Annotated in this window: 16 protein-coding genes; 13 read left to right on the top strand and 3 right to left on the bottom strand. The window is 58.6% G+C overall.

From position 1 onward, the window contains the following. Positions 1-98: 98 nt before the first annotated feature. Genes ARC85_RS05705 through ARC85_RS05695 form a run of 3 tightly spaced genes read left to right on the top strand, consistent with a single transcriptional unit; the run spans position 99 to position 2,337 of the window. Complete coding sequence (locus ARC85_RS05705) at positions 99-1,586, top strand: DUF1538 domain-containing protein (RefSeq protein ID WP_113879192.1); 1,488 nt, start codon at positions 99-101, stop codon at positions 1,584-1,586. After that, positions 1,583-1,933 carry a P-II family nitrogen regulator gene (locus tag ARC85_RS05700; protein ID WP_286714487.1) on the top strand — a complete coding sequence of 117 codons (351 nt, stop codon included), beginning with the start codon at positions 1,583-1,585 and terminating at the stop codon, positions 1,931-1,933. Before ARC85_RS05705 ends, ARC85_RS05700 begins: the two co-directional genes overlap by 4 nt. Positions 1,934-1,947: 14 nt before the next feature. After that, a complete protein-coding gene (locus tag ARC85_RS05695) occupies positions 1,948-2,337 on the top strand; it encodes a CBS domain-containing protein (protein WP_011786880.1) in 390 nt (129 codons plus the stop codon). Between the two features lie 24 nt (positions 2,338-2,361). Here the strand turns inward: ARC85_RS05695 and ARC85_RS05690 are convergent, their stop codons facing one another. Both ARC85_RS05690 and dauA read right to left on the bottom strand, forming a co-directional pair. Next, on the bottom strand, positions 2,362-4,320 hold the full coding sequence (locus ARC85_RS05690; RefSeq protein WP_286714486.1) for a CASTOR/POLLUX-related putative ion channel: 1,959 nt from the start codon (positions 4,318-4,320) through the stop codon (positions 2,362-2,364). Positions 4,321-4,483: 163 nt separating this feature from the next. Continuing rightward, positions 4,484-6,220, bottom strand: a complete 1,737-nt coding sequence (gene dauA / locus ARC85_RS05685) for a C4-dicarboxylic acid transporter DauA (protein WP_286714485.1) — start codon at positions 6,218-6,220, stop codon at positions 4,484-4,486. A gap of 126 nt (positions 6,221-6,346) precedes the next feature. On the opposite strand from dauA, the gene ARC85_RS05680 reads away from it, so the two are divergent. The 3 genes from ARC85_RS05680 to ARC85_RS05670 all read left to right on the top strand — a co-directional run bounded on the left by ARC85_RS05680 (position 6,347) and on the right by ARC85_RS05670 (position 8,359). Then, entirely contained in the window at positions 6,347-6,529 is a 183-nt protein-coding gene (locus tag ARC85_RS05680; RefSeq protein ID WP_022993113.1) for a ribbon-helix-helix protein, read from the top strand. 91 nt (positions 6,530-6,620) lie between these two features. Then, the gene (locus ARC85_RS05675; protein ID WP_153740496.1) at positions 6,621-7,553 is read left to right on the top strand and encodes a ChaN family lipoprotein; all 933 of its coding nucleotides are present in this window, start codon (positions 6,621-6,623) and stop codon (positions 7,551-7,553) included. Between the two features lie 95 nt (positions 7,554-7,648). Continuing rightward, entirely contained in the window at positions 7,649-8,359 is a 711-nt protein-coding gene (locus ARC85_RS05670) for an SIMPL domain-containing protein (protein WP_153740495.1), read from the top strand. Positions 8,360-8,373: 14 nt separating this feature from the next. Here ARC85_RS05670 and ARC85_RS05665 read toward each other — a convergent pair whose 3' ends face one another. Further along, positions 8,374-9,441, bottom strand: a complete 1,068-nt coding sequence (locus ARC85_RS05665; protein WP_222179544.1) for a beta-N-acetylglucosaminidase domain-containing protein — start codon at positions 9,439-9,441, stop codon at positions 8,374-8,376. 178 nt (positions 9,442-9,619) lie between these two features. Between ARC85_RS05665 and ARC85_RS05660 the strand changes: the two genes are divergently transcribed. The 7 genes from ARC85_RS05660 to ARC85_RS05630 all read left to right on the top strand — a co-directional run bounded on the left by ARC85_RS05660 (position 9,620) and on the right by ARC85_RS05630 (position 16,997). After that, entirely contained in the window at positions 9,620-10,690 is a 1,071-nt protein-coding gene (locus ARC85_RS05660; protein ID WP_286714484.1) for an acyltransferase family protein, read from the top strand. 52 nt (positions 10,691-10,742) lie between these two features. After that, positions 10,743-11,201 carry an ATPase gene (locus ARC85_RS05655; protein ID WP_153740493.1) on the top strand — a complete coding sequence of 153 codons (459 nt, stop codon included), beginning with the start codon at positions 10,743-10,745 and terminating at the stop codon, positions 11,199-11,201. 139 nt (positions 11,202-11,340) lie between these two features. Further along, positions 11,341-12,417 carry a TRAP transporter substrate-binding protein gene (locus tag ARC85_RS05650; protein ID WP_011786889.1) on the top strand — a complete coding sequence of 359 codons (1,077 nt, stop codon included), beginning with the start codon at positions 11,341-11,343 and terminating at the stop codon, positions 12,415-12,417. Positions 12,418-12,521: 104 nt separating this feature from the next. Continuing rightward, a complete protein-coding gene (locus ARC85_RS05645) occupies positions 12,522-13,067 on the top strand; it encodes a TRAP transporter small permease subunit (protein WP_011786890.1) in 546 nt (181 codons plus the stop codon). Next, positions 13,064-14,362, top strand: coding sequence for a TRAP transporter large permease (locus ARC85_RS05640; RefSeq protein WP_011786891.1), 1,299 nt, complete (start codon positions 13,064-13,066; stop codon positions 14,360-14,362). Before ARC85_RS05645 ends, ARC85_RS05640 begins: the two co-directional genes overlap by 4 nt. Positions 14,363-14,556: 194 nt before the next feature. After that, positions 14,557-15,873 carry an SAM-dependent methyltransferase gene (locus tag ARC85_RS05635; protein WP_023009563.1) on the top strand — a complete coding sequence of 439 codons (1,317 nt, stop codon included), beginning with the start codon at positions 14,557-14,559 and terminating at the stop codon, positions 15,871-15,873. Next, a complete protein-coding gene (locus tag ARC85_RS05630; protein ID WP_153740492.1) occupies positions 15,873-16,997 on the top strand; it encodes an NAD(P)/FAD-dependent oxidoreductase in 1,125 nt (374 codons plus the stop codon). The genes ARC85_RS05635 and ARC85_RS05630 overlap by 1 nt, the downstream gene beginning before the upstream one ends. The last annotated feature ends 65 nt before the right edge of the window (positions 16,998-17,062 follow it).

The raw sequence follows: 17,062 nt of genomic DNA, 5'->3' as shown, positions 1-17,062 counted from the left end.
TTGAGGCGGGTCATTTCGGACAGACTACAGCGTGCTATGATTCAGGCACTTGACCCAGATCACCAACCTCCCTCACCCACGGGCTACAGGGGCATTCTGTGTTCTACGTCCGCGCCTTCAATCATTCACTCCTGCACGCACTGAAGAACCTGCTTCCCATTGTGATCGTGGTGGCGTTCTTTCAGATCGCCATTCTCCAGCAGGTGCCAGAGAACCTGTTCAGCATGGTTGCCGGCCTGTTTGTGGTTGCCATCGGTGTTGCCCTGTTTCTGCAAGGGCTCGAGCTTAGCATCTTCCCGCTCGGAAAGAGCCTGTCGAATCAGTTTGCCCGGCGCGGTTCCCTGGTCATTCTCCTGGCCTTCGGCTTTGCCATGGGCTTCTCTGCGGTAATTGCCGAGCCAGCCCTGATTGCCGTGGCCGAGCAGGCACAAACCATCAGCGGGGGGCGAATCGACAGCCTGACACTCCGGGTACTGGTAGCACTATCCGTGGGTTGCGTGGTGGCCCTCGGCGTTTTCCGGACCATTTTCGGCTACCCGATACACTGGTTCATGATTGTCGGCTACATCATCGTGGTGATCGTCACCTGGTTTGCACCCGAAGAAATCGTCGGTCTGGCCTACGATTCCGGCGGTGTCACCACCAATGTTGTGACCGTGCCGCTGATTGCCGCGTTGGGCATAGGTCTGGCTGCGTCGATCCGAGGCCGGAACCCGCTGATTGACGGTTTCGGACTGGTCGCACTGGCGGTGATGGTACCGATGGTTACCGTGCAGGTTTACGGCATGTTGGTGTACTCAGGTTCTGCCGAAGCCGAGGGTGTCCCGCTCTCACCAGATGTCGGAGAAACCAAGCCTTCCGGCGTGGTCGGCGCACTGCTGGACCTGGTCACCATGATTCGGGATGTTCTGCCCATCATCATTACGGTGCTCTTCTTTCAGTATCTGGTACTGCGCCGCAAACTTCCCAATCCACGCAAGGTCATCTTTGGTTTTACCTTGGTGATTCTGGGGCTTTATGCCTTTGTGATCGGTCTCAAGATGGGGTTGTTTCCGATTGGTACCAGCATGGCCGAACAACTGACGGCCAGAGACAACTATCTTTACGTATACCTCTTTGCACTGATGATCGGCTTTGCCACGACCATGGCGGAACCGGCGCTGATCGCCATCGGCAGACAGGCGGAAGAAGCCGCCGGGGGAACCCTGAACGGCAATGTCATTCGCATACTGGTGGCGGTCGGGGTAGCCGTCGGCATCACTATCGGCGTTCACCGGATCATCACCGGCGACTCCATTCACTACTACATCATGGGCGGCTATATTCTGGTCGTCGGCCTGACCCTGATTGCGCCCCGCTACATCATCGCGCTGGCCTATGATCTGGGTGGGGTCACCACGTCGGAAGTAACCGTCCCTCTGGTTACCGCCCTGGGCATTGGCCTGGCCAGCAGTATCGACGGACGCAGCATTCTCATCGACGGCTTCGGGCTGATTGCCTTTGCTTCAATCTTTCCTATCGTAACGGTGATGGCCTACGCCATCGCATCCCAGTATCTTGCAGAACCACGTAAGGAGACACCATGAAATTCTCGGCACTGGTGGCCATCGTTCCTGAAGACCTGGAGCAGGAGTGTATTGATGCTGCCCGGGATTGCGGTGCCGGAGGAATCACTGTGATGTCCGGCCGGGGCATCAGCAATACCGCGAAAAAAACGTTCTTCGGCCTGACCTACGACGGCAGCCAGAGCGTGCTGCTGATGGTCCTGGAGAAGGGGCTGTCGCTTGATGTGCTGAAAGCCATCCAGAAAGTCATCATGCCGGATGGCAAAGATTCCCAGGGTATGATCTTTACCGTACCACTGGAACACCTGGGCGGCATCGACATGGCCCAGGTGGAGAAATTTGAACAACACGTGAAAGACTCTCTGTAAACGGAGCGCAGATAATGAAACTGGTCAAAGACGTGATGGTGACCGACATCATCAGGATTTCGCCCTTCGCCACCATTCGCGAGGCGCTTTCCCTGATGAAGCGCCACAATGTCAAATCCCTGGTGGTCGAACGCCAGAATGAGCACGATGCCTGGGGCCTGATTACCTATACCAATATTCTCAAGTCAGTTATCTCGGAGGACGGCGACATCGATTTGCTGAACGTCTACGATGTGTGTGCCAAACCGGTGATCAGCGTAGGTGAGAACCTGGCTCTGAAATACGCGGCCAGACTGATGACCGAATACAGGGTCAAGCGCCTGCTGGTGCTGTGTGACAACGACATTTCCGGGTTCGTGGTCATGGACGACATCATGCAGGCACTATTGGATACCGTCGACTAGAAACACCGGCCCCGGGGCGCCGACTCAGTTTTCCGACCCCAGGCAAAGCACCAACAGCTGATCGCCATCGCGCAGATCCAGGTACTGGCTCCGGGGCGGATTCATCTGCAAATGGCGCCCGCGTTCATCCGCTCCGGCCCGATAAACACCCAGGGCAATTTCCCCGCGCTCCGCCACAATCTTTTCCAGCACCTGGAAATCCGCGCTGGCCGGCAACGGGTAGTCGTGGGGGTTCCGGAACTGGATTTCTGCCCCACCCTCCGTGAACAGTTCATCCAGCACCACCCGCAGTTCTCGCCGCAGGGCCACCTGAGCCAGTACATGACTGAGGATCATCGGGCTGATCAGCATCTCGCTCTTGTGGCCGTACAACAGATGGCGGTTGTCCGGGTCACTCAGTTCCATAATAATCTGCGGTCGCCTGGGGGCGGCCGACAGAACATCTTCCAACTGGAGATAGCCCACCATGGCACGGGCATCGGCTTCCTCTCCGGAGCCAACTCGATCACTGCTGAGCAACATCACTGTGTCGTATCCGGCTGGATCAAGGCGTCGAAGGTCCTCTTCCACCATGTAGTCGGCTTCCAGCAGGCGACCGTTTACTTTCGACAGGTCAACGCCGTAACGCTGCATTTCCCGATTCCGGTCATCCAACGGAATCGCCGACACCAGATCGAGTTCAAAAACCCGACTGCCATAGCTGGCAAACTCGGCCGCCATGGTCGGCACCCTGCGGTTCCAGCCCAGTACCAGCACCCGGTGGACACCTGGAACCGGCTCTGGCAGGGCCTGATTTTGTCTTCGCTCCAGCTTCGGCAACGTCGCTGCCTTTGGCACGGCCACGGTATGCTGGTAATCCCGGGCCAGAAGCACAACCCGGTCTTCGTTGCGGATGACCGTGCCGGAATCTGCCAACAGATTGACCTGCCAGCCCCCGCTCGGGTTTGGATGCAACAAACCCAGGACAATCGCATTGGGCCGCTGGCTTGCCAGCTCTGCCAAGGTCAGGCCTTCAGCGGTTTCTCCCCCACGCACGAAAATCTCGTTGCCTTCACCGGCGGTCAGCAACTCGTTGTAGACCTCGGAAAGGTTCGGGTGGATGACGTTCTGAACCATCAACCTGCTGATGGTGGCATCACCGGCCACCACTTCCACGGCCCCGGGGTAGGCCCGCTCGATAACGGGCAGTTTACGCATGTCCTGAATTTCAGCCACCACAAAGGGCAGCCGGGCGTTGTAGTGCCTGGCCTGGGCGGCGATGGACAACAGCGCCTTCACGGTTTCAACATCGGAGGTTATCAGCGAGCCGCCCTCGTGCACCTGGCTGGGCACAATCACCGCCGCCGCATCCAGACAGGCAACCCGATGCAACGCTTCCGGCTGAATGGCAGAGCCGCTGCGCAGAATCACTTCCCGGGCTCGCCGGCCAATACCAGGCTCCCTGATCAGTTCGTGCAAATGCTCGACACTGGCCTCTTCCGCCAAAAGAACCAGCCGCAGTTTCTGGGCGTCATGCTTCTCCAGAAACCGGGCCATACGCCCAGACGAACCAAATAACTCCGCTACCAGCGGCGGCGTCTGGGCGGTCCAGCCCAGCACGACGATATGGTTCTTCAACGTCACCGGGGTGAGGCCACGCTCCAGATCTTCCATCTTGGCAATCAGCCAACGGGTGAGAATGGCCACCAGGGTACCCATGAACACCACGTAGCCCATTATCGTCAGCAGGGTGGAGACAATGCGTTGCCAGGTGCCCACGTCATCTCCCAGGTAACCCGGATCGGTCAAGCGCAAAAACGCCCACCAGATGGCGTGCCCGGGACTTTCAAACTCGCCGGCCTGGGGCAGCACCACCAGCAGACCGCCAATCAGCGAGATCAGCGCAATAAAGCAACCGACCACCAGCAACTGAAAGCCAGCCCCCTTGACCAGCTGGCGCTCCACGATGAACTTGATCCGATCAACAATTCGAAATGGCAGCATTCGGTCCCTTATAGCGTCGTTCCCGCGGCAAACGGTTTGCCGGTTTCTGATTCTGTCGCCTAGGATAGTTCAAACAGTCCCGGAAGGTGACCCCTGACATGATGCGGCCTTCAGGCGTTCTTGTGTTGATCACTGGCGTGTTATGCCAACTGCCTGTTTTTTTTTAGGTCTGCCAGTCCATCTCTGACAACTCAGCCAGCGCCGCCTCCAGAGTCGGGTAGAAATAGCTCACGCCGGGCTCCGGTTTTACGCCGGCCCGGGCCAGGGTTCTCAATGGCTGGAACTGCAAGTCAGCAAATACAAGGCGGGTACCGGTTTTCCGGCAACTGGCGATCAGTTTATTCAGCGCCGCCAGGCCGCCAGCGTCGAGGATGGTCACTCCGTCCATGTACAACACCAGGCCCTTAGCCTGCTGGGACAAGTCTGCCAGCTCGCCGAAGATGCGGTCAGCGGCCGCGAAAAAAAGCGGACCATTGATCTTGAACACCTGCCAGCCCTCCGGCACTCCAACCTGCTGCACCCGTTTGTTGCCGGTAATGTCAGTCACCCTGGTCATTTGTGCCATTTCACGCATGAACAGCACAGCGGCCAGTAACACCCCGGTGGTGATGGCAATTACCATGTCCAGGGCCACGGTCAGGCCGAAGCAGGTCAGGAAAACCAGGATGTCGCTGCGAGGCGCGGTTCTCAGCAGGTGCACGGCTTTCGGCGCCTCACTCATGTTCCAGGCCACCATCACCAGCAACGCGGCCATGGCCGGCATGGGCAGATAGGCAAGAATGCCGGCCAGGGAGACCAGCGCCAGCAGCACCACCAGCGCATGAATCATCGCAGCCACCGGCGATTCAGCGCCGGCCCGGTAATTGGCGGCCGACCGGGCAATAGCGGCGGTGGCCGTGATACCGCCAAAGAACGGCACCACAATATTGCCAATGCCCTGCCCCATCAGCTCGCTGTTGGCACTGTGGCGTTTACCGGTCATGCCATCCAGCACCACGGCACAGAGCAGGGATTCGATGGCCCCCAGCATGGCGATGGCGAAGGCGGCCGGAATCAGCTCCCGGAACAGGTCCCAGGACAGGCCGAGGGGGCGTCCGTCGGCCCCGGCCTGCTGCCAGGGCCAGGCGAATTCCGGTAAAAACGGCGGTATGCCGGCGCCGGTACTGCCATCGGGAAGCAGGTAGCTGAAGCGTGACCCCACGGTCTCAATCGCCGCGCCACCAGCGTTCAACCACAATGCCAGAAGACTGCCAACAATCACTGCTGGCAGATGAGGCGGCACCGGGGTTCTCAGCCTTGGCCAGAGCAGCATCACCGCCAGGGTAACCACCGCCACCAGCGTACTCAGTCCATCCAGCGCCGGCAGTTGCTGACCCAGGACCGCCAGCTTGTCCCAGTAATGCTCTGGCATAGCGTCAATGGAGAGCCCGAAGAAGTCTTTTACCTGCAAGGTGGCAATCACCACGGCAATGCCACCGGTGAATCCCAGAGTGACGGATTCGGGGATATACTCAATAAAGCGGCCCAGGCGCATCACCGCCATAATCACCAGCAACACACCGGACATCAGCGTAGCCAGCAGCAAGCCACCCAGGCCATAGCTCTGGGCGATCGGATAGAGAATCACGACAAAAGCGGCCGTTGGTCCGGAAATGCTGTAGCGGCTGCCGCCAAACAGGGCAATCAGAAAACCGGCTATGATAGCGGTATAAAGGCCATACTGCGGCGCAACCCCGGAGGCAATCGCCAGCGCCATCGCCAGCGGAATGGCAATGATGCCAACCGTGGCGCCAGCCATCAGGTCCTTGAAAAAGCGCCCGCTGCTGTAGGGTTCATCAACGCAGGCCTCGCGAACGGCGTGAGCGGTACGAAGAGAAAAGAGATGGGCGCGATGGGGCATGAACAGACTCTCTCAGGCCAGGCATTTGGTTACATTATATGCTCATCATCTGTACACTCAATGTTAATATGATTAACATGCCATCTGTAACCATCTTCGCTGAACCTGTTGAGAACCAGAAACACCATGGAAAACCGAACTGCCCGGCTGACCCTGTTGATTGACCCTGAAAAGAAGAAAATTTTCGAGGCCCTTTGCAAGCAGGAGGACGTGACTCCCTCCCAGAAGGTTCGTCAGTTCATTCGTGAATATGTGGAAGAGCGGCTCGGGCCAGACTGGCGCGAGAGCAGCGCCCAGAAAACCGACTGACTCCGGCAACGTACAATCGGATATGAAAGCTTACGCCACCCGCCTTGTCCTGACGCTTGTAACCGTTTTCGCCTTCACAGGGTGCACGGTCATGCGCACAGAAAACCGGCCTGCACCCGTCAGCCAGTACGATGCCGTGATCGTCGACGCCGACACCGGTGATATCCTCACGGTCGCAGAGCTGGCCCGGCAACTGGCAAACACCGATGTGGTGGTGACGGGGGAATACCACGGCCACCATGCCTCGCACCTTTTACAGGCCCGCCTTCAACAGGCGCTGTACCGGCACAACCCCCGGCAGATCCTGTCCATGGAGCAGTTCAACCTGAACCACCAGGACGCCCTTGACGCCTACCTGGCCGGACAAACCGGTGAAACGGAAATGATCGAAGACGCGGACGCCTGGGAGAACTACAAAGCCTCCTACCGGCCCCTGGTGGAATTTGCCCGAGAACACCAGCTGCCGGTTGTCGCGGCTAACGCCCCGGCGGATATCGTGCGCTGTGTCGGCCGTGAGGGGATGGACTATCTTCAACGCCTGCCAGACGCGCAACGCGCCGCCCTGCCCGCACAGGCCTTCCTGGATACCCCGGACTACCGTGACAAATTCGTCGACGCCATTGCCGGCAGCCACGGTGCAGAACAGACAGAACTGGCCGGGCGCCTGCTGAGCACCTATCAGGCCCAGCTGTTGCGGGACAACACCATGGCCGAGCGGATACTGACTGCACTGAATGAACACCCCGGACATCAGGTTTTGCACACCACCGGCACCTTCCACAGCGAACAGCGGCTCGGTACCGTTGCGGTCCTTGAGCAACGGGCACCAGAGCTGAGCATTGCAGTGCTCTCACCGGTTGAATGGTCGCCCCCGGAACAGGCGATGCCGGTGGCAGCAAACCGTCACAAGGGTGACTACCTTTACTTTATTCTGCCCCTGCCTCCGGAATACCGGGATGCGGAACGCCAGCGCAGCGCCATGCAGAAACGCTTCAGCCGCCATTCAGACACCCGCTGCGAGTGACCAAAGTGGCGCGTAAGGCGCGCCTTCCCAGCAGCCCCGGTTCCCGTTAACCTGCGCAGACATCAGGACGTTTTCCGAACCGCAAGGAGTAAGCCATGAAAGTTGTCTCTGCCCTGATTATCGGCCTGTGCGCCATTGTTGCTGCTTCCCTGTTGAGCCAGGGCTTGATGGGGCTGCGCACGGCCGATCGCTACGTAACGGTCAAGGGCATGGCCGAACGGGAAGTGCAGGCAGACCTGGCGCTCTGGCCCATCCGCTTTGTTGCCACCGGTAGCACGCTGGACGAAGCACAGAACAAAGCCCGAAGCAGCCGGGAAGCCATCATGGCGTTCCTGAAACTGCAGGCCATTGACCAGTCAGCGGTTGAGCTCCAACGTCTGGACGTGACCGACACTCGCGCCAATCCATACGCCGGCAATAACAGCGAGCAACAGTACATCATCAATCAGACCCTGATGGTGCGCAGCACCGATATCGATCGCATCCGACAGGCGGCACAGAACGTCAGCGAGCTGGTGGATTCCGGCGTAGTGTTGTCCTCAGACTACGGCCCGAGCGGCCCCACTTACCTGTTCAACGGCCTGAACGATATCAAACCGGCCATGATCGCCGAGGCCACCACGGCGGCCCGTGAATCCGCCCAACAGTTCGCTCGGGATGCCGAGGCCAAACTTGGCAGCCTGCGCCGGGCCAATCAGGGTGTGTTCCAGATTCTGGCAAGGGATCAGGCACCGGGCGTGTCGGAGCAACAACAGCCGGTGAAAACCGTGCGGGTGGTATCCACCTTCGATTACTATCTGGAGTAACAGAAAACAGGTGCCTACTGGGTGGCCACCATTTCGTCGGTCACCTGATAGTCTCCGGCCAGCCAGCGCAGGATCTCGTGGGCCGCGGGGTGATCAAAGGCGTCGTAGGTGTGAATCAATGCCTGCTTTTTCTCATCGCTGATTCGTGCCAGCCCGGCGTCCTGCAGGGTCAGTAGATCCTTGTGCAGCTGCCCCGCCAGCTCCAGCCCCAGCACTTCCCGCGCCGCGTGCAAAAACGCCTGGCCATACTGATAATCCGGGCCCTGGCGATAACATTCCGCCAGCGTGATCGCCGGGATGGCCGTCAGCACCGGTTGCAGTGCCGGATTGATGGCATGACCGGCAAGGTAGGCGGCATTGCCAGCAGGGCGGCCGGTGAAACCACGCAGATGCAGGTGCCGGGACATGCGGTCGCCATCATTCACCGGGTAATTATCCCAGAGCAGTGGCTTGCGCCCCAGCAACTTGCTGACACGTTTGAGATGGCCCGGAGAAACTTCACGGGAACAGACCTCTTCCCCGGTCCAGAAAATTCTCACTTCACGGTCCAGTTCCGCCCCCAGGGTTTCCAGATAGTCCGCCGGCCGCTGCCCGAACACCCGGTCCAGCACCGGGTCATCGGAGTAGTAGGTGGGGCATACGCTAAGTTTGCCGGCACTGGTATTGGCTTTTACCCAGTCCACAATCTGTGCCTGGGTGCGGGCCAGGTCCGGGGTGTCCGGGTGCATATCATCAAACAGAATGGCCAGCTCCTGAATACCAAGGCGATCCAGCATTTTCAGTTTCTTCGCCAGGGCCTCCCGGGCCGCCTCATCGAAGTTATTGAAGATCTCGAACGGGCTCAGCCCGATACCAAAGCGCACACCTTCACGACGGCAGAATCTGGCAAAGTCCGCCAGTGCCTCAGCCTGCTCCGGAGGATGCGGTTCCTGCCAGCGACGACGCAGGTAAGGGTCGGCCTTGGGGGCATACAGATAGAAGCCGTAACCATGGGCAAGCAGGGCATTGACCAGTTGGCGCCGTTCGGACCAGGTCCACAGAGGCCCGTAAAATCCTTCAATAATTCCCAGTTCCACCGTCATAAACCTGTCGCTCCCTGTCTGCCACCCAAGCGAATACTATACCGGACCAGCTGCCTTGATGACGGGATCGTCAGCTCTCAGCAAGCATACCGTATGATTAGATCCTAGCCGCTACTGTCACAACCTGCCTAGAATAAACGATCCGGTAAAATGTTGAGTTTTCAGGAGCACAGCTTTCATGCCAAATGGTCAAGACCGACTGTCCGCACTGGACGCGCTTCGAGGCATCGCGGCCCTGGGTGTGGTGCTGTTCCACTACCTCCCCTACTACGACAAACTCTACGGCCACAGTTTCAGCACGCCGGACACCCTCGGTTTCGGGCGCTACGGGGTTCACCTGTTCTTCATCCTCAGCGGCTTTGTCATCTTCATGACCCTGGAGCGCACCCGCAGCGCCAGCTGGTTCGGACTGGCCCGGGCCTTCCGCCTGCTGCCGGCACTCTGGGCCGGCATTGTATTGACCTGGGTTGCCGTTCAACTGATGGGGCCAGCTGACCGCATGGTGAGCCCGGGCTCGGCACTACTGAACATCACCCTGCTGCACGAATACCTGGGCTATCCCCATGTCGATGGCGCCTACTGGAGCCTGGTGATTGAAGCCACGTTCTACGTCTGGATTGCCTTGCTGTTCTACGGGCTGGGAAGCTGGCAGCGCATGCAGCCAATGCTCTGGGCCTGGACTCTGGCCAGCTACGCGGCGGTGATCTGGTGGAAGGCCATTCCCGACGGGCTGGAATTCCTGATCAAGGACCTGTTGTTTACCCGCTACGCGCCCCTGTTTATCAGCGGCATGCTGATCTACCGCTGGCACCGCCACAACCGCTTGCCGGTCGCGGATCTTGCGCTATTGACACTAACCATCAGCCACTGTCTGCTCGCTTACAAGGCACCGTTCAACCTCTTTGTGCTCGGCTGTTATGGCGTTTTCGGGCTGGCTGTCGCCGGCTACCTCAACGTTCTGGCCCGGCCGGGACTGCTCTGGCTGGGCAGCATTTCATACACCCTGTACCTGGTGCACCAGAACATTGGTTATGGCGTGATTGATCTGGCTTACAAAGCCGGACTACCCGGCCAACTTGGTGTGATGATGGCACTGGCCGTTGCCATTGGTCTGGCGGCAGCCCTGCATTACGGTATCGAAAAACCCGCTCTGCGCTGGTTCCGGCAGTGGCGGAAACGTGCCGTACCGGATACCGGTCTGACGTTGATCAACGCCCCGGTGCCGAAAAAAGCGGAAAATCTTGACTAGACTGAACACAACAAAAAACCTGAAACCCATTGCCTGACAAGAGTAAGACGCCATGGAAATCAAAACCTTCGCAGACCTGATTGACTGGACACGCCAGCTCCACGCCCACCTGGCCCGGTGCCTGCACGAATCCGCCCAGAAAAATCAGAACGAACGCGCTAGCGCCTTGCTCGATTACATCAGTTCCCACGAGGCACTGCTGGAACAGGCTGTTGCCGAGTACGAGAAACAGGCCGACCCGAAAGCCATGACCACCCGCCTGTACGATTATGGCGTGCATAAACCCATCGAGAAGAACCGCACCTGCGATACCCGCTATAACGATCTGGATTTTGACGGTATTGCCCGGGAGATCTTTGATTTCCACGACCAGGTGATGGACCTGTACGACGCCCTCATCGGCAAAGCCGAGATTCCCGAGGCCAAATCCCTGCTGGAGGATCTGAAATCCCTGGAGGAGCATGAGGCCATGCGCCTGGCCAGCCAGATCGGTCGAATGAACGACGTTTAACGTTAGACCAATGTCGTAGTCCGGCAATTTTTTGCTGCAGCCCACCCGCCATAGTTGCTAATCTGAACTACACTCTTGAGTTCCGGACCCCACGAGGGGCCGGGCTCTACTACAACAATGACAAGAGGTTAGAAGAGCAATGAAGATCCGTTCTGTTCTTTCCGCGGCTGTGCTGGCTGTGGCAACTACCTTTGCCGCCACCCAGGCGCTTGCCCAAGACAAGTTCACCCTGCGACTGGCAGAAACCTGGGGCCCGAACTTCCCCATTTTTGGTGACACCACCAAACGCTTCGCTGAAACCGTTAACAAGATGTCTGATGGCCGACTGACCGTCCGCATCGACTCAGCCAACAAGCACAAGGCCCCACTGGGCGTATTCGACATGGTCAAGGCCGGTCAGTACGACATGGGCCACTCCGCCTCCTATTACTGGAAGGGCAAGGTGCCGGAAACCCTGTTCTTCACCAGCATGCCATTTGGCATGAATGCCATGGAACAGTATGCGTGGTTCTACCACGGTGGCGGTATGGAGCTGATGCAGGAAGTGTATGAGCCCCACAACATGCTGTCGTTCCCTGGCGGCAACACCGGCGTACAGATGGGCGGCTGGTTCCGCAAGGAAATCAAATCCCTGGATGACCTCAAGGGTCTGAAAATGCGTATTCCCGGCTTTGCCGGCGAAGTCTTCGCAGAAGTGGGTGTTAACCCCACTAACATCGCCCCGGGCGAGCTCTACACCGCTCTGGAGCGTAATACGATTGATGCCGTTGAGTGGGTAGGCCCGGCGCTGGATTTGCGTCTTGGTTTCCAGCAGATTGCTGACTACTACTACACCGGCTGGCACGAACCGGCAACCGAGCTGCAGTTCCTGATCAACAAGCGCGTTTGGGATCGCCTGCCGGCAGACCTTCAGGAAATCATGCGGGTAGCCATGCGCACCGCTTCCTATGACATGCTGGTTCACTCCCAGCACGCCAACGCCGAAGCCTGGGCAAACATCAAGGAAGAGTATCCGAACGTACAGATCAAGCGTTTCCCGGATGACATTTTCCAGGCCATGTACGAGGCCAACGAGAAGCTGTTGAAAGAAGCCGCGGCAGAAAGTGAGATGGCTGCGAAGATCATTGAATCCCAGCACAATTATCTTGAGCAGAGCCGCGCTTACACCGACATTTCGGAGCGGGCTTACCTCAACACCATGGCCGAAGTCGAGTAAACTATTCGTTTATGACGAATCAGAGCCGGGATCGCTCTTCCAAGTGATCCCGGCTTTTTCATTTCCAACATTCAGAAATTCCGCGATGCGGAGGAAGAAGTTCGATGCGCTGGATTATCCGACTGGACGAGAGCCTGGCCTGGCTCTCCAAACTTTGCGGCTGGATCGCCTGTGTGGCCATGATCCTGATGGCTGCCAACGTCTTCTATGACGTCGTCGCACGCTATGCTTTCAACGATGTGTCCATCGCCATGCAGGAAATGGAATGGCACCTTTATTCAGTCGTCTTCCTGCTTGGCATTCCCTATGCCCTGCGCACTGATGGTCATGTACGTGTGGACGTTTTCTATACCAACTGGAGCCAGAAGCGCAAAGCCTGGATTAACCTGATTGGCGCCGTTCTTTTTGTTATTCCGTTCGCCTACCTGATTGCCACCTATGGCTACAGCTACGCCATGGATGCCTACCAGATGGGCGAAGGCAGCGGCGACCCCGGCGGCTTACCGCACCGCTGGGTGATCAAATCCGTGATTCCGGTCAGCGCTTTCTTTATGGGAACGGCCGGCTTGAACATGGTGACCTACGCCATCCGTGTGATGGCCGGTGACAAGCGGTACGAAGGCGAGCACAGCGCAGGAGGTCTGGCATGATCGGTATGATTATGTTCGGCGTGGCGCTGGTCATGCTGATGTTCGGTTTCCCGGTAGCCTTCACCTTCGGCGGCGTCGCACTGTTTTTCGGTATCTACGCCGAAGGCATGGATCTGTTTGCCTTCATGCCCTTCCGGATCATGAGCGTGATGCAGAACACCGTGTTGATGGCAGTGCCTCTGTTCATCTTCATGGGTGTGGTACTGCAGCGCACCAGACTGGCTGAACAGTTGCTGACCTCCATGGGACGGCTGTTTGGCGGGTTGCCCGGCGGCCTTGCTATTTCCACCATTCTTGTCGGTGCTCTGCTGGCTGCCTCCACCGGCGTTGTCGGCGCCAGCGTGGTTGCCATGGGCCTGATTTCGCTTCCGGTCATGCTCGCGCACAAGTACGACAAGCGCCTGGCCACCGGTACCATCTGCGCCTCGGGCACCCTGGGCCAGATTGTGCCGCCATCGATCATCCTGATCATTCTGGGTGACGTCCTTGGCCTGCCCGTGGGCGATCTGTTCAAGGCTGCGGTCATGCCCGGCGTGGTACTGATTGGCCTGTACATTGTCTACATTCTGATCCTGACCCGTTTCAAGCCGGAAACCGCACCGGCCATGCCGGCCCAGGATGAATCGGTCAGCCGGGGCAAGGAAATCCGGGATGCCCTGCTTGCGATTATTCCGCCACTGGCGTTGATCGTGATTGTGCTGGGCTCCATCTTCACCGGCATCGCCACTCCCACGGAATCCTCGGCACTGGGTGGCGTTGGCGCCGTGGTTCTGGCCATCATCTACCGCCAGTTCTCGTTCAAGATGGTCTGGGATGCCGCCAAAGACACCGTCAGCGTGACCGCCATGGTGTTCGCAATCCTGATCGGCGCGACTGCCTTCTCCATGGTGTTCAGCTATACCGGCGGCGATTATCTGCTGGAGGAGTGGCTGATGATGCTGCCCGGCGAACAATGGGGCTTCATTATCCTGGCCATGGTGGTCATTCTGGTGCTGGGCTTCTTCATCGATTTCGTGGAGATTTCCTTCATCATCGTGCCCATTCTGGCACCGGTGGCCGAGGCCATGGGCATCAACATGCTCTGGTTCGCCATCCTGATTGCCATGAACCTGCAAACCAGCTTCCTGACACCACCATTCGGGTTTTCGCTGTTCTACCTCAAAGGGGTGGCACCACCGGAAGTCCGAACCACGGATATCTACAAGGGTATTATTCCGTTCATTCTGATCCAGATTCTGGTGCTGGCGCTGATCGTCATCTTCCCGGAATGGTTCGGCATGAGCGCCACCTACTGACCCCCGAATAACCCTGCAACTCTGGCGGAGCCGGCCAATGCCGGCTCCGCCCATCCACCCGCTCTGCCCCTCAGTCTTCAGTCCGCCGACCTGACAAAACCTGATCATTTTCTATACTGAGTCAAAAAGCCGCGACTCTCAGTTCAGTTTTCGGGATTGCACGGACCATAACGAATCAGAGGAGAGAGCATTCCATGGCACAGAGTACCGCTCATAAACCGGAGTTACCGGACAAGGAGGAACACCGGGCACACGTCCTCAGCCTGCCCCTGGAGCGCGGTCAATCCGATCGCGAACCCCACAGTTATGAACGCTGGCTGATCCATAAACTGATGCGTATGGCCGGCTCTCCCCCCATTCGTTTCCGGCTCTGGAACGGCGATGTCATAGAACCGGAAGTTCAGGACGCCCGCTTCACCCTGCACCTGACCGACCACAAGGCTCTCTACTCCCTGGTGGCCAACCCCAATCTGGCCTTTGGTGACCTGTATGCCGCCGGTCGACTGGAAATCGACGGCGATCTTCCAGATCTGATGGAGAGCCTGTACCGGGCCGTCCATGCCGCCCGCCAGAAATGGCCACGCTGGCTGGACGCCCTGTGGCGCAACCACAACCCGCGTGCCACCGGCATCTCCGAGGCCAAGGAGAACATTCACCACCACTACGACCTGGGCAACGCGTTTTACCAACTGTGGCTGGATGAGGCCGAAATGCAGTACACCTGCGCCTATTACGAGCAGGCCGACAACACCCTGGAACAGGCGCAACTGGCCAAACTGGAACACGTTTGCCGCAAACTTCGGCTGAAACCGGGCATGACCGTGGTCGAAGCCGGCTGCGGGTGGGGCGGGCTGGCCCGATATATGGCCCGTCATTACGGAGTGAAGGTGCATTCCTACAATATCTCACGGGAACAGCTGGCCTACGCCCGGGCTGAAGCAGAGCGACAAGGCCTGGACAACCTGGTTACCTATGTCGAAGACGACTACCGCAATATTGAGGGCCAGTATGACGCGTTCGTTTCTATTGGCATGCTCGAACACGTGGGCAAGGACAATTACCCCGCTCTGTCGGAACTGATCAAACGCTCCCTGAAGCCGAATGGTATTGCCTTGCTCCACAGCATCGGCCGCAACCGGCCCATGCTGATGAACGCCTGGATCGAGAAGCGGATTTTCCCCGGCGCCTATCCGCCCAGCATTGGCGAGTTCATGGAAATCTGCGAGCACAGCGATTTCTCGGTACTGGATGTGGAAAACCTGCGGCTGCATTACGCTCAGACCCTGACCCACTGGATGGACAATTTCACCGCCAACCAGGACCAGGTCACCGAGATGTACGACGAACATTTCACCCGGGCCTGGCGACTGTATCTGGCCGGTTCCATCGCCGCGTTCCGGGCCGGTTCTTTGCAGTTGTTCCAGGTGGTGTTCACCCACGGCGACAATAACCAGCTGCCCCAGAGCCGGCAGGAACTCTACACGTTTCCAGCCACGCCAGAGGGGGTCTGATGGAATACTACGACATCATTATCGTGGGGGCCGGCCCTGCCGGCTCAACCCTGGCCCGGGCTCTGGAGGACTCCGGCAAACGGGTACTGATCATCGACAAGCAAGCCTTCCCCCGGGACAAGACCTGCGCCGGCTGGGTTACGCCGGCAGTGATGGCCAGCCTGGACATTGATCCGGGGAAGTATTCCGTCGGCCGGACACTGCAACCCATTCGCCGGTTCCGGATCGGCATGATGGGGCAAAGTGCGGTGGAGAACGACCACGGGGATATTGTCAGCTACGGTATTCGTCGCTGCGAATTCGACGACTACCTGCTGGACCGTGCCGAGTGTGAAAAGCAACTGGCAACCGCGGTAAAGTCCATCAACCGGAACAACGGCAACTGGGTGATCAACGATCAATGGCAGGCGCCGCTGCTGGTGGGTGCCGGGGGCCATTTCTGCCCGGTGGCACGGCTGTTGGGCGACGGCCCGGGCAAGCATGAAACCGTGGTGGCCGCCAAGGAAGTTGAGTTCGAGATGACGCCAGAGCAGGCCCGCGCCTGCGAAGCCCGCGGCGACACGCCAGAGCTCTGGTTCTGCCGGGATCTCAAGGGCTACGCCTGGGTTTTCCGGAAAGGCAGCTATCTGAACATCGGCCTGGGCCGTGAGGACAACCACCGGTTATCTGATCATCTGGAAGCTTTTGTCGAGGAAATGAAACAGTCGGGCCGCATTCCTTCAGACCTGCCAGGCCGCTTCAAAGGTCACGCCTATCTGCTGTATGCCCATGCCAACCGACCACTGGTGGATGACGGCGTGTTGCTGATTGGCGATGCGGCCGGCCTGGCCTATACCCAGAGTGGCGAGGGCATTCGTCCCGCCATCGAATCGGCACTGATGGCGGCCAATGTTATCAAGGCCGCCACGGATTATTCCGCGCTCTCGCTGCAAAGCTATGGTGAACGCATTGCCGAACGCTTCGGAACCCGGGCCACGGACCAGGAGCCCGGCTTTGAGGTGCCGGACTGGCTGAAACAGCCCATCGCCAGCACCTTGATGCGCTCACACTGGTTTACCCGCAAGGTGGTCACGGAGAAGTGGTTCTTGCATCAGGAGGTGCCGCCACTGGAGGTCGCGGTTTAGATACACCAAGGCCGGGCGCTGAGGCCCGGCCTTGATTTCACGTCTGCACTGACCTGTAGCTCGAT

This window comes from Marinobacter sp. tcs-11 (genome assembly GCF_002049515.1).
Lineage (GTDB): Bacteria > Pseudomonadota > Gammaproteobacteria > Pseudomonadales > Oleiphilaceae > Marinobacter > Marinobacter nauticus.
Note: the sequence above shows the minus strand (reverse complement) of the source record. Positions and strands in the feature narration are given on the sequence as shown.

Excerpts from the sequence above, each read along its gene's own strand:
- ARC85_RS05700 (WP_286714487.1), top strand. The coding sequence starts at position 1,583 with ATGAAATTCTCGGCACTGGTGGCCATCGTTCCTGAAGACCTGGAGCAG.
- ARC85_RS05695 (WP_011786880.1), top strand. The coding sequence starts at position 1,948 with ATGAAACTGGTCAAAGACGTGATGGTGACCGACATCATCAGGATTTCG.
- ARC85_RS05690 (WP_286714486.1), bottom strand. The coding sequence starts at position 4,320 with ATGCTGCCATTTCGAATTGTTGATCGGATCAAGTTCATCGTGGAGCGC.
- dauA (WP_286714485.1), bottom strand. The coding sequence starts at position 6,220 with ATGCCCCATCGCGCCCATCTCTTTTCTCTTCGTACCGCTCACGCCGTT.
- ARC85_RS05680 (WP_022993113.1), top strand. The coding sequence starts at position 6,347 with ATGGAAAACCGAACTGCCCGGCTGACCCTGTTGATTGACCCTGAAAAG.
- ARC85_RS05675 (WP_153740496.1), top strand. The coding sequence starts at position 6,621 with ATGCGCACAGAAAACCGGCCTGCACCCGTCAGCCAGTACGATGCCGTG.
- ARC85_RS05670 (WP_153740495.1), top strand. The coding sequence starts at position 7,649 with ATGAAAGTTGTCTCTGCCCTGATTATCGGCCTGTGCGCCATTGTTGCT.
- ARC85_RS05665 (WP_222179544.1), bottom strand. The coding sequence starts at position 9,441 with ATGACGGTGGAACTGGGAATTATTGAAGGATTTTACGGGCCTCTGTGG.
- ARC85_RS05660 (WP_286714484.1), top strand. The coding sequence starts at position 9,620 with ATGCCAAATGGTCAAGACCGACTGTCCGCACTGGACGCGCTTCGAGGC.
- ARC85_RS05655 (WP_153740493.1), top strand. The coding sequence starts at position 10,743 with ATGGAAATCAAAACCTTCGCAGACCTGATTGACTGGACACGCCAGCTC.
- ARC85_RS05650 (WP_011786889.1), top strand. The coding sequence starts at position 11,341 with ATGAAGATCCGTTCTGTTCTTTCCGCGGCTGTGCTGGCTGTGGCAACT.
- ARC85_RS05645 (WP_011786890.1), top strand. The coding sequence starts at position 12,522 with ATGCGCTGGATTATCCGACTGGACGAGAGCCTGGCCTGGCTCTCCAAA.
- ARC85_RS05640 (WP_011786891.1), top strand. The coding sequence starts at position 13,064 with ATGATCGGTATGATTATGTTCGGCGTGGCGCTGGTCATGCTGATGTTC.
- ARC85_RS05635 (WP_023009563.1), top strand. The coding sequence starts at position 14,557 with ATGGCACAGAGTACCGCTCATAAACCGGAGTTACCGGACAAGGAGGAA.
- ARC85_RS05630 (WP_153740492.1), top strand. The coding sequence starts at position 15,873 with ATGGAATACTACGACATCATTATCGTGGGGGCCGGCCCTGCCGGCTCA.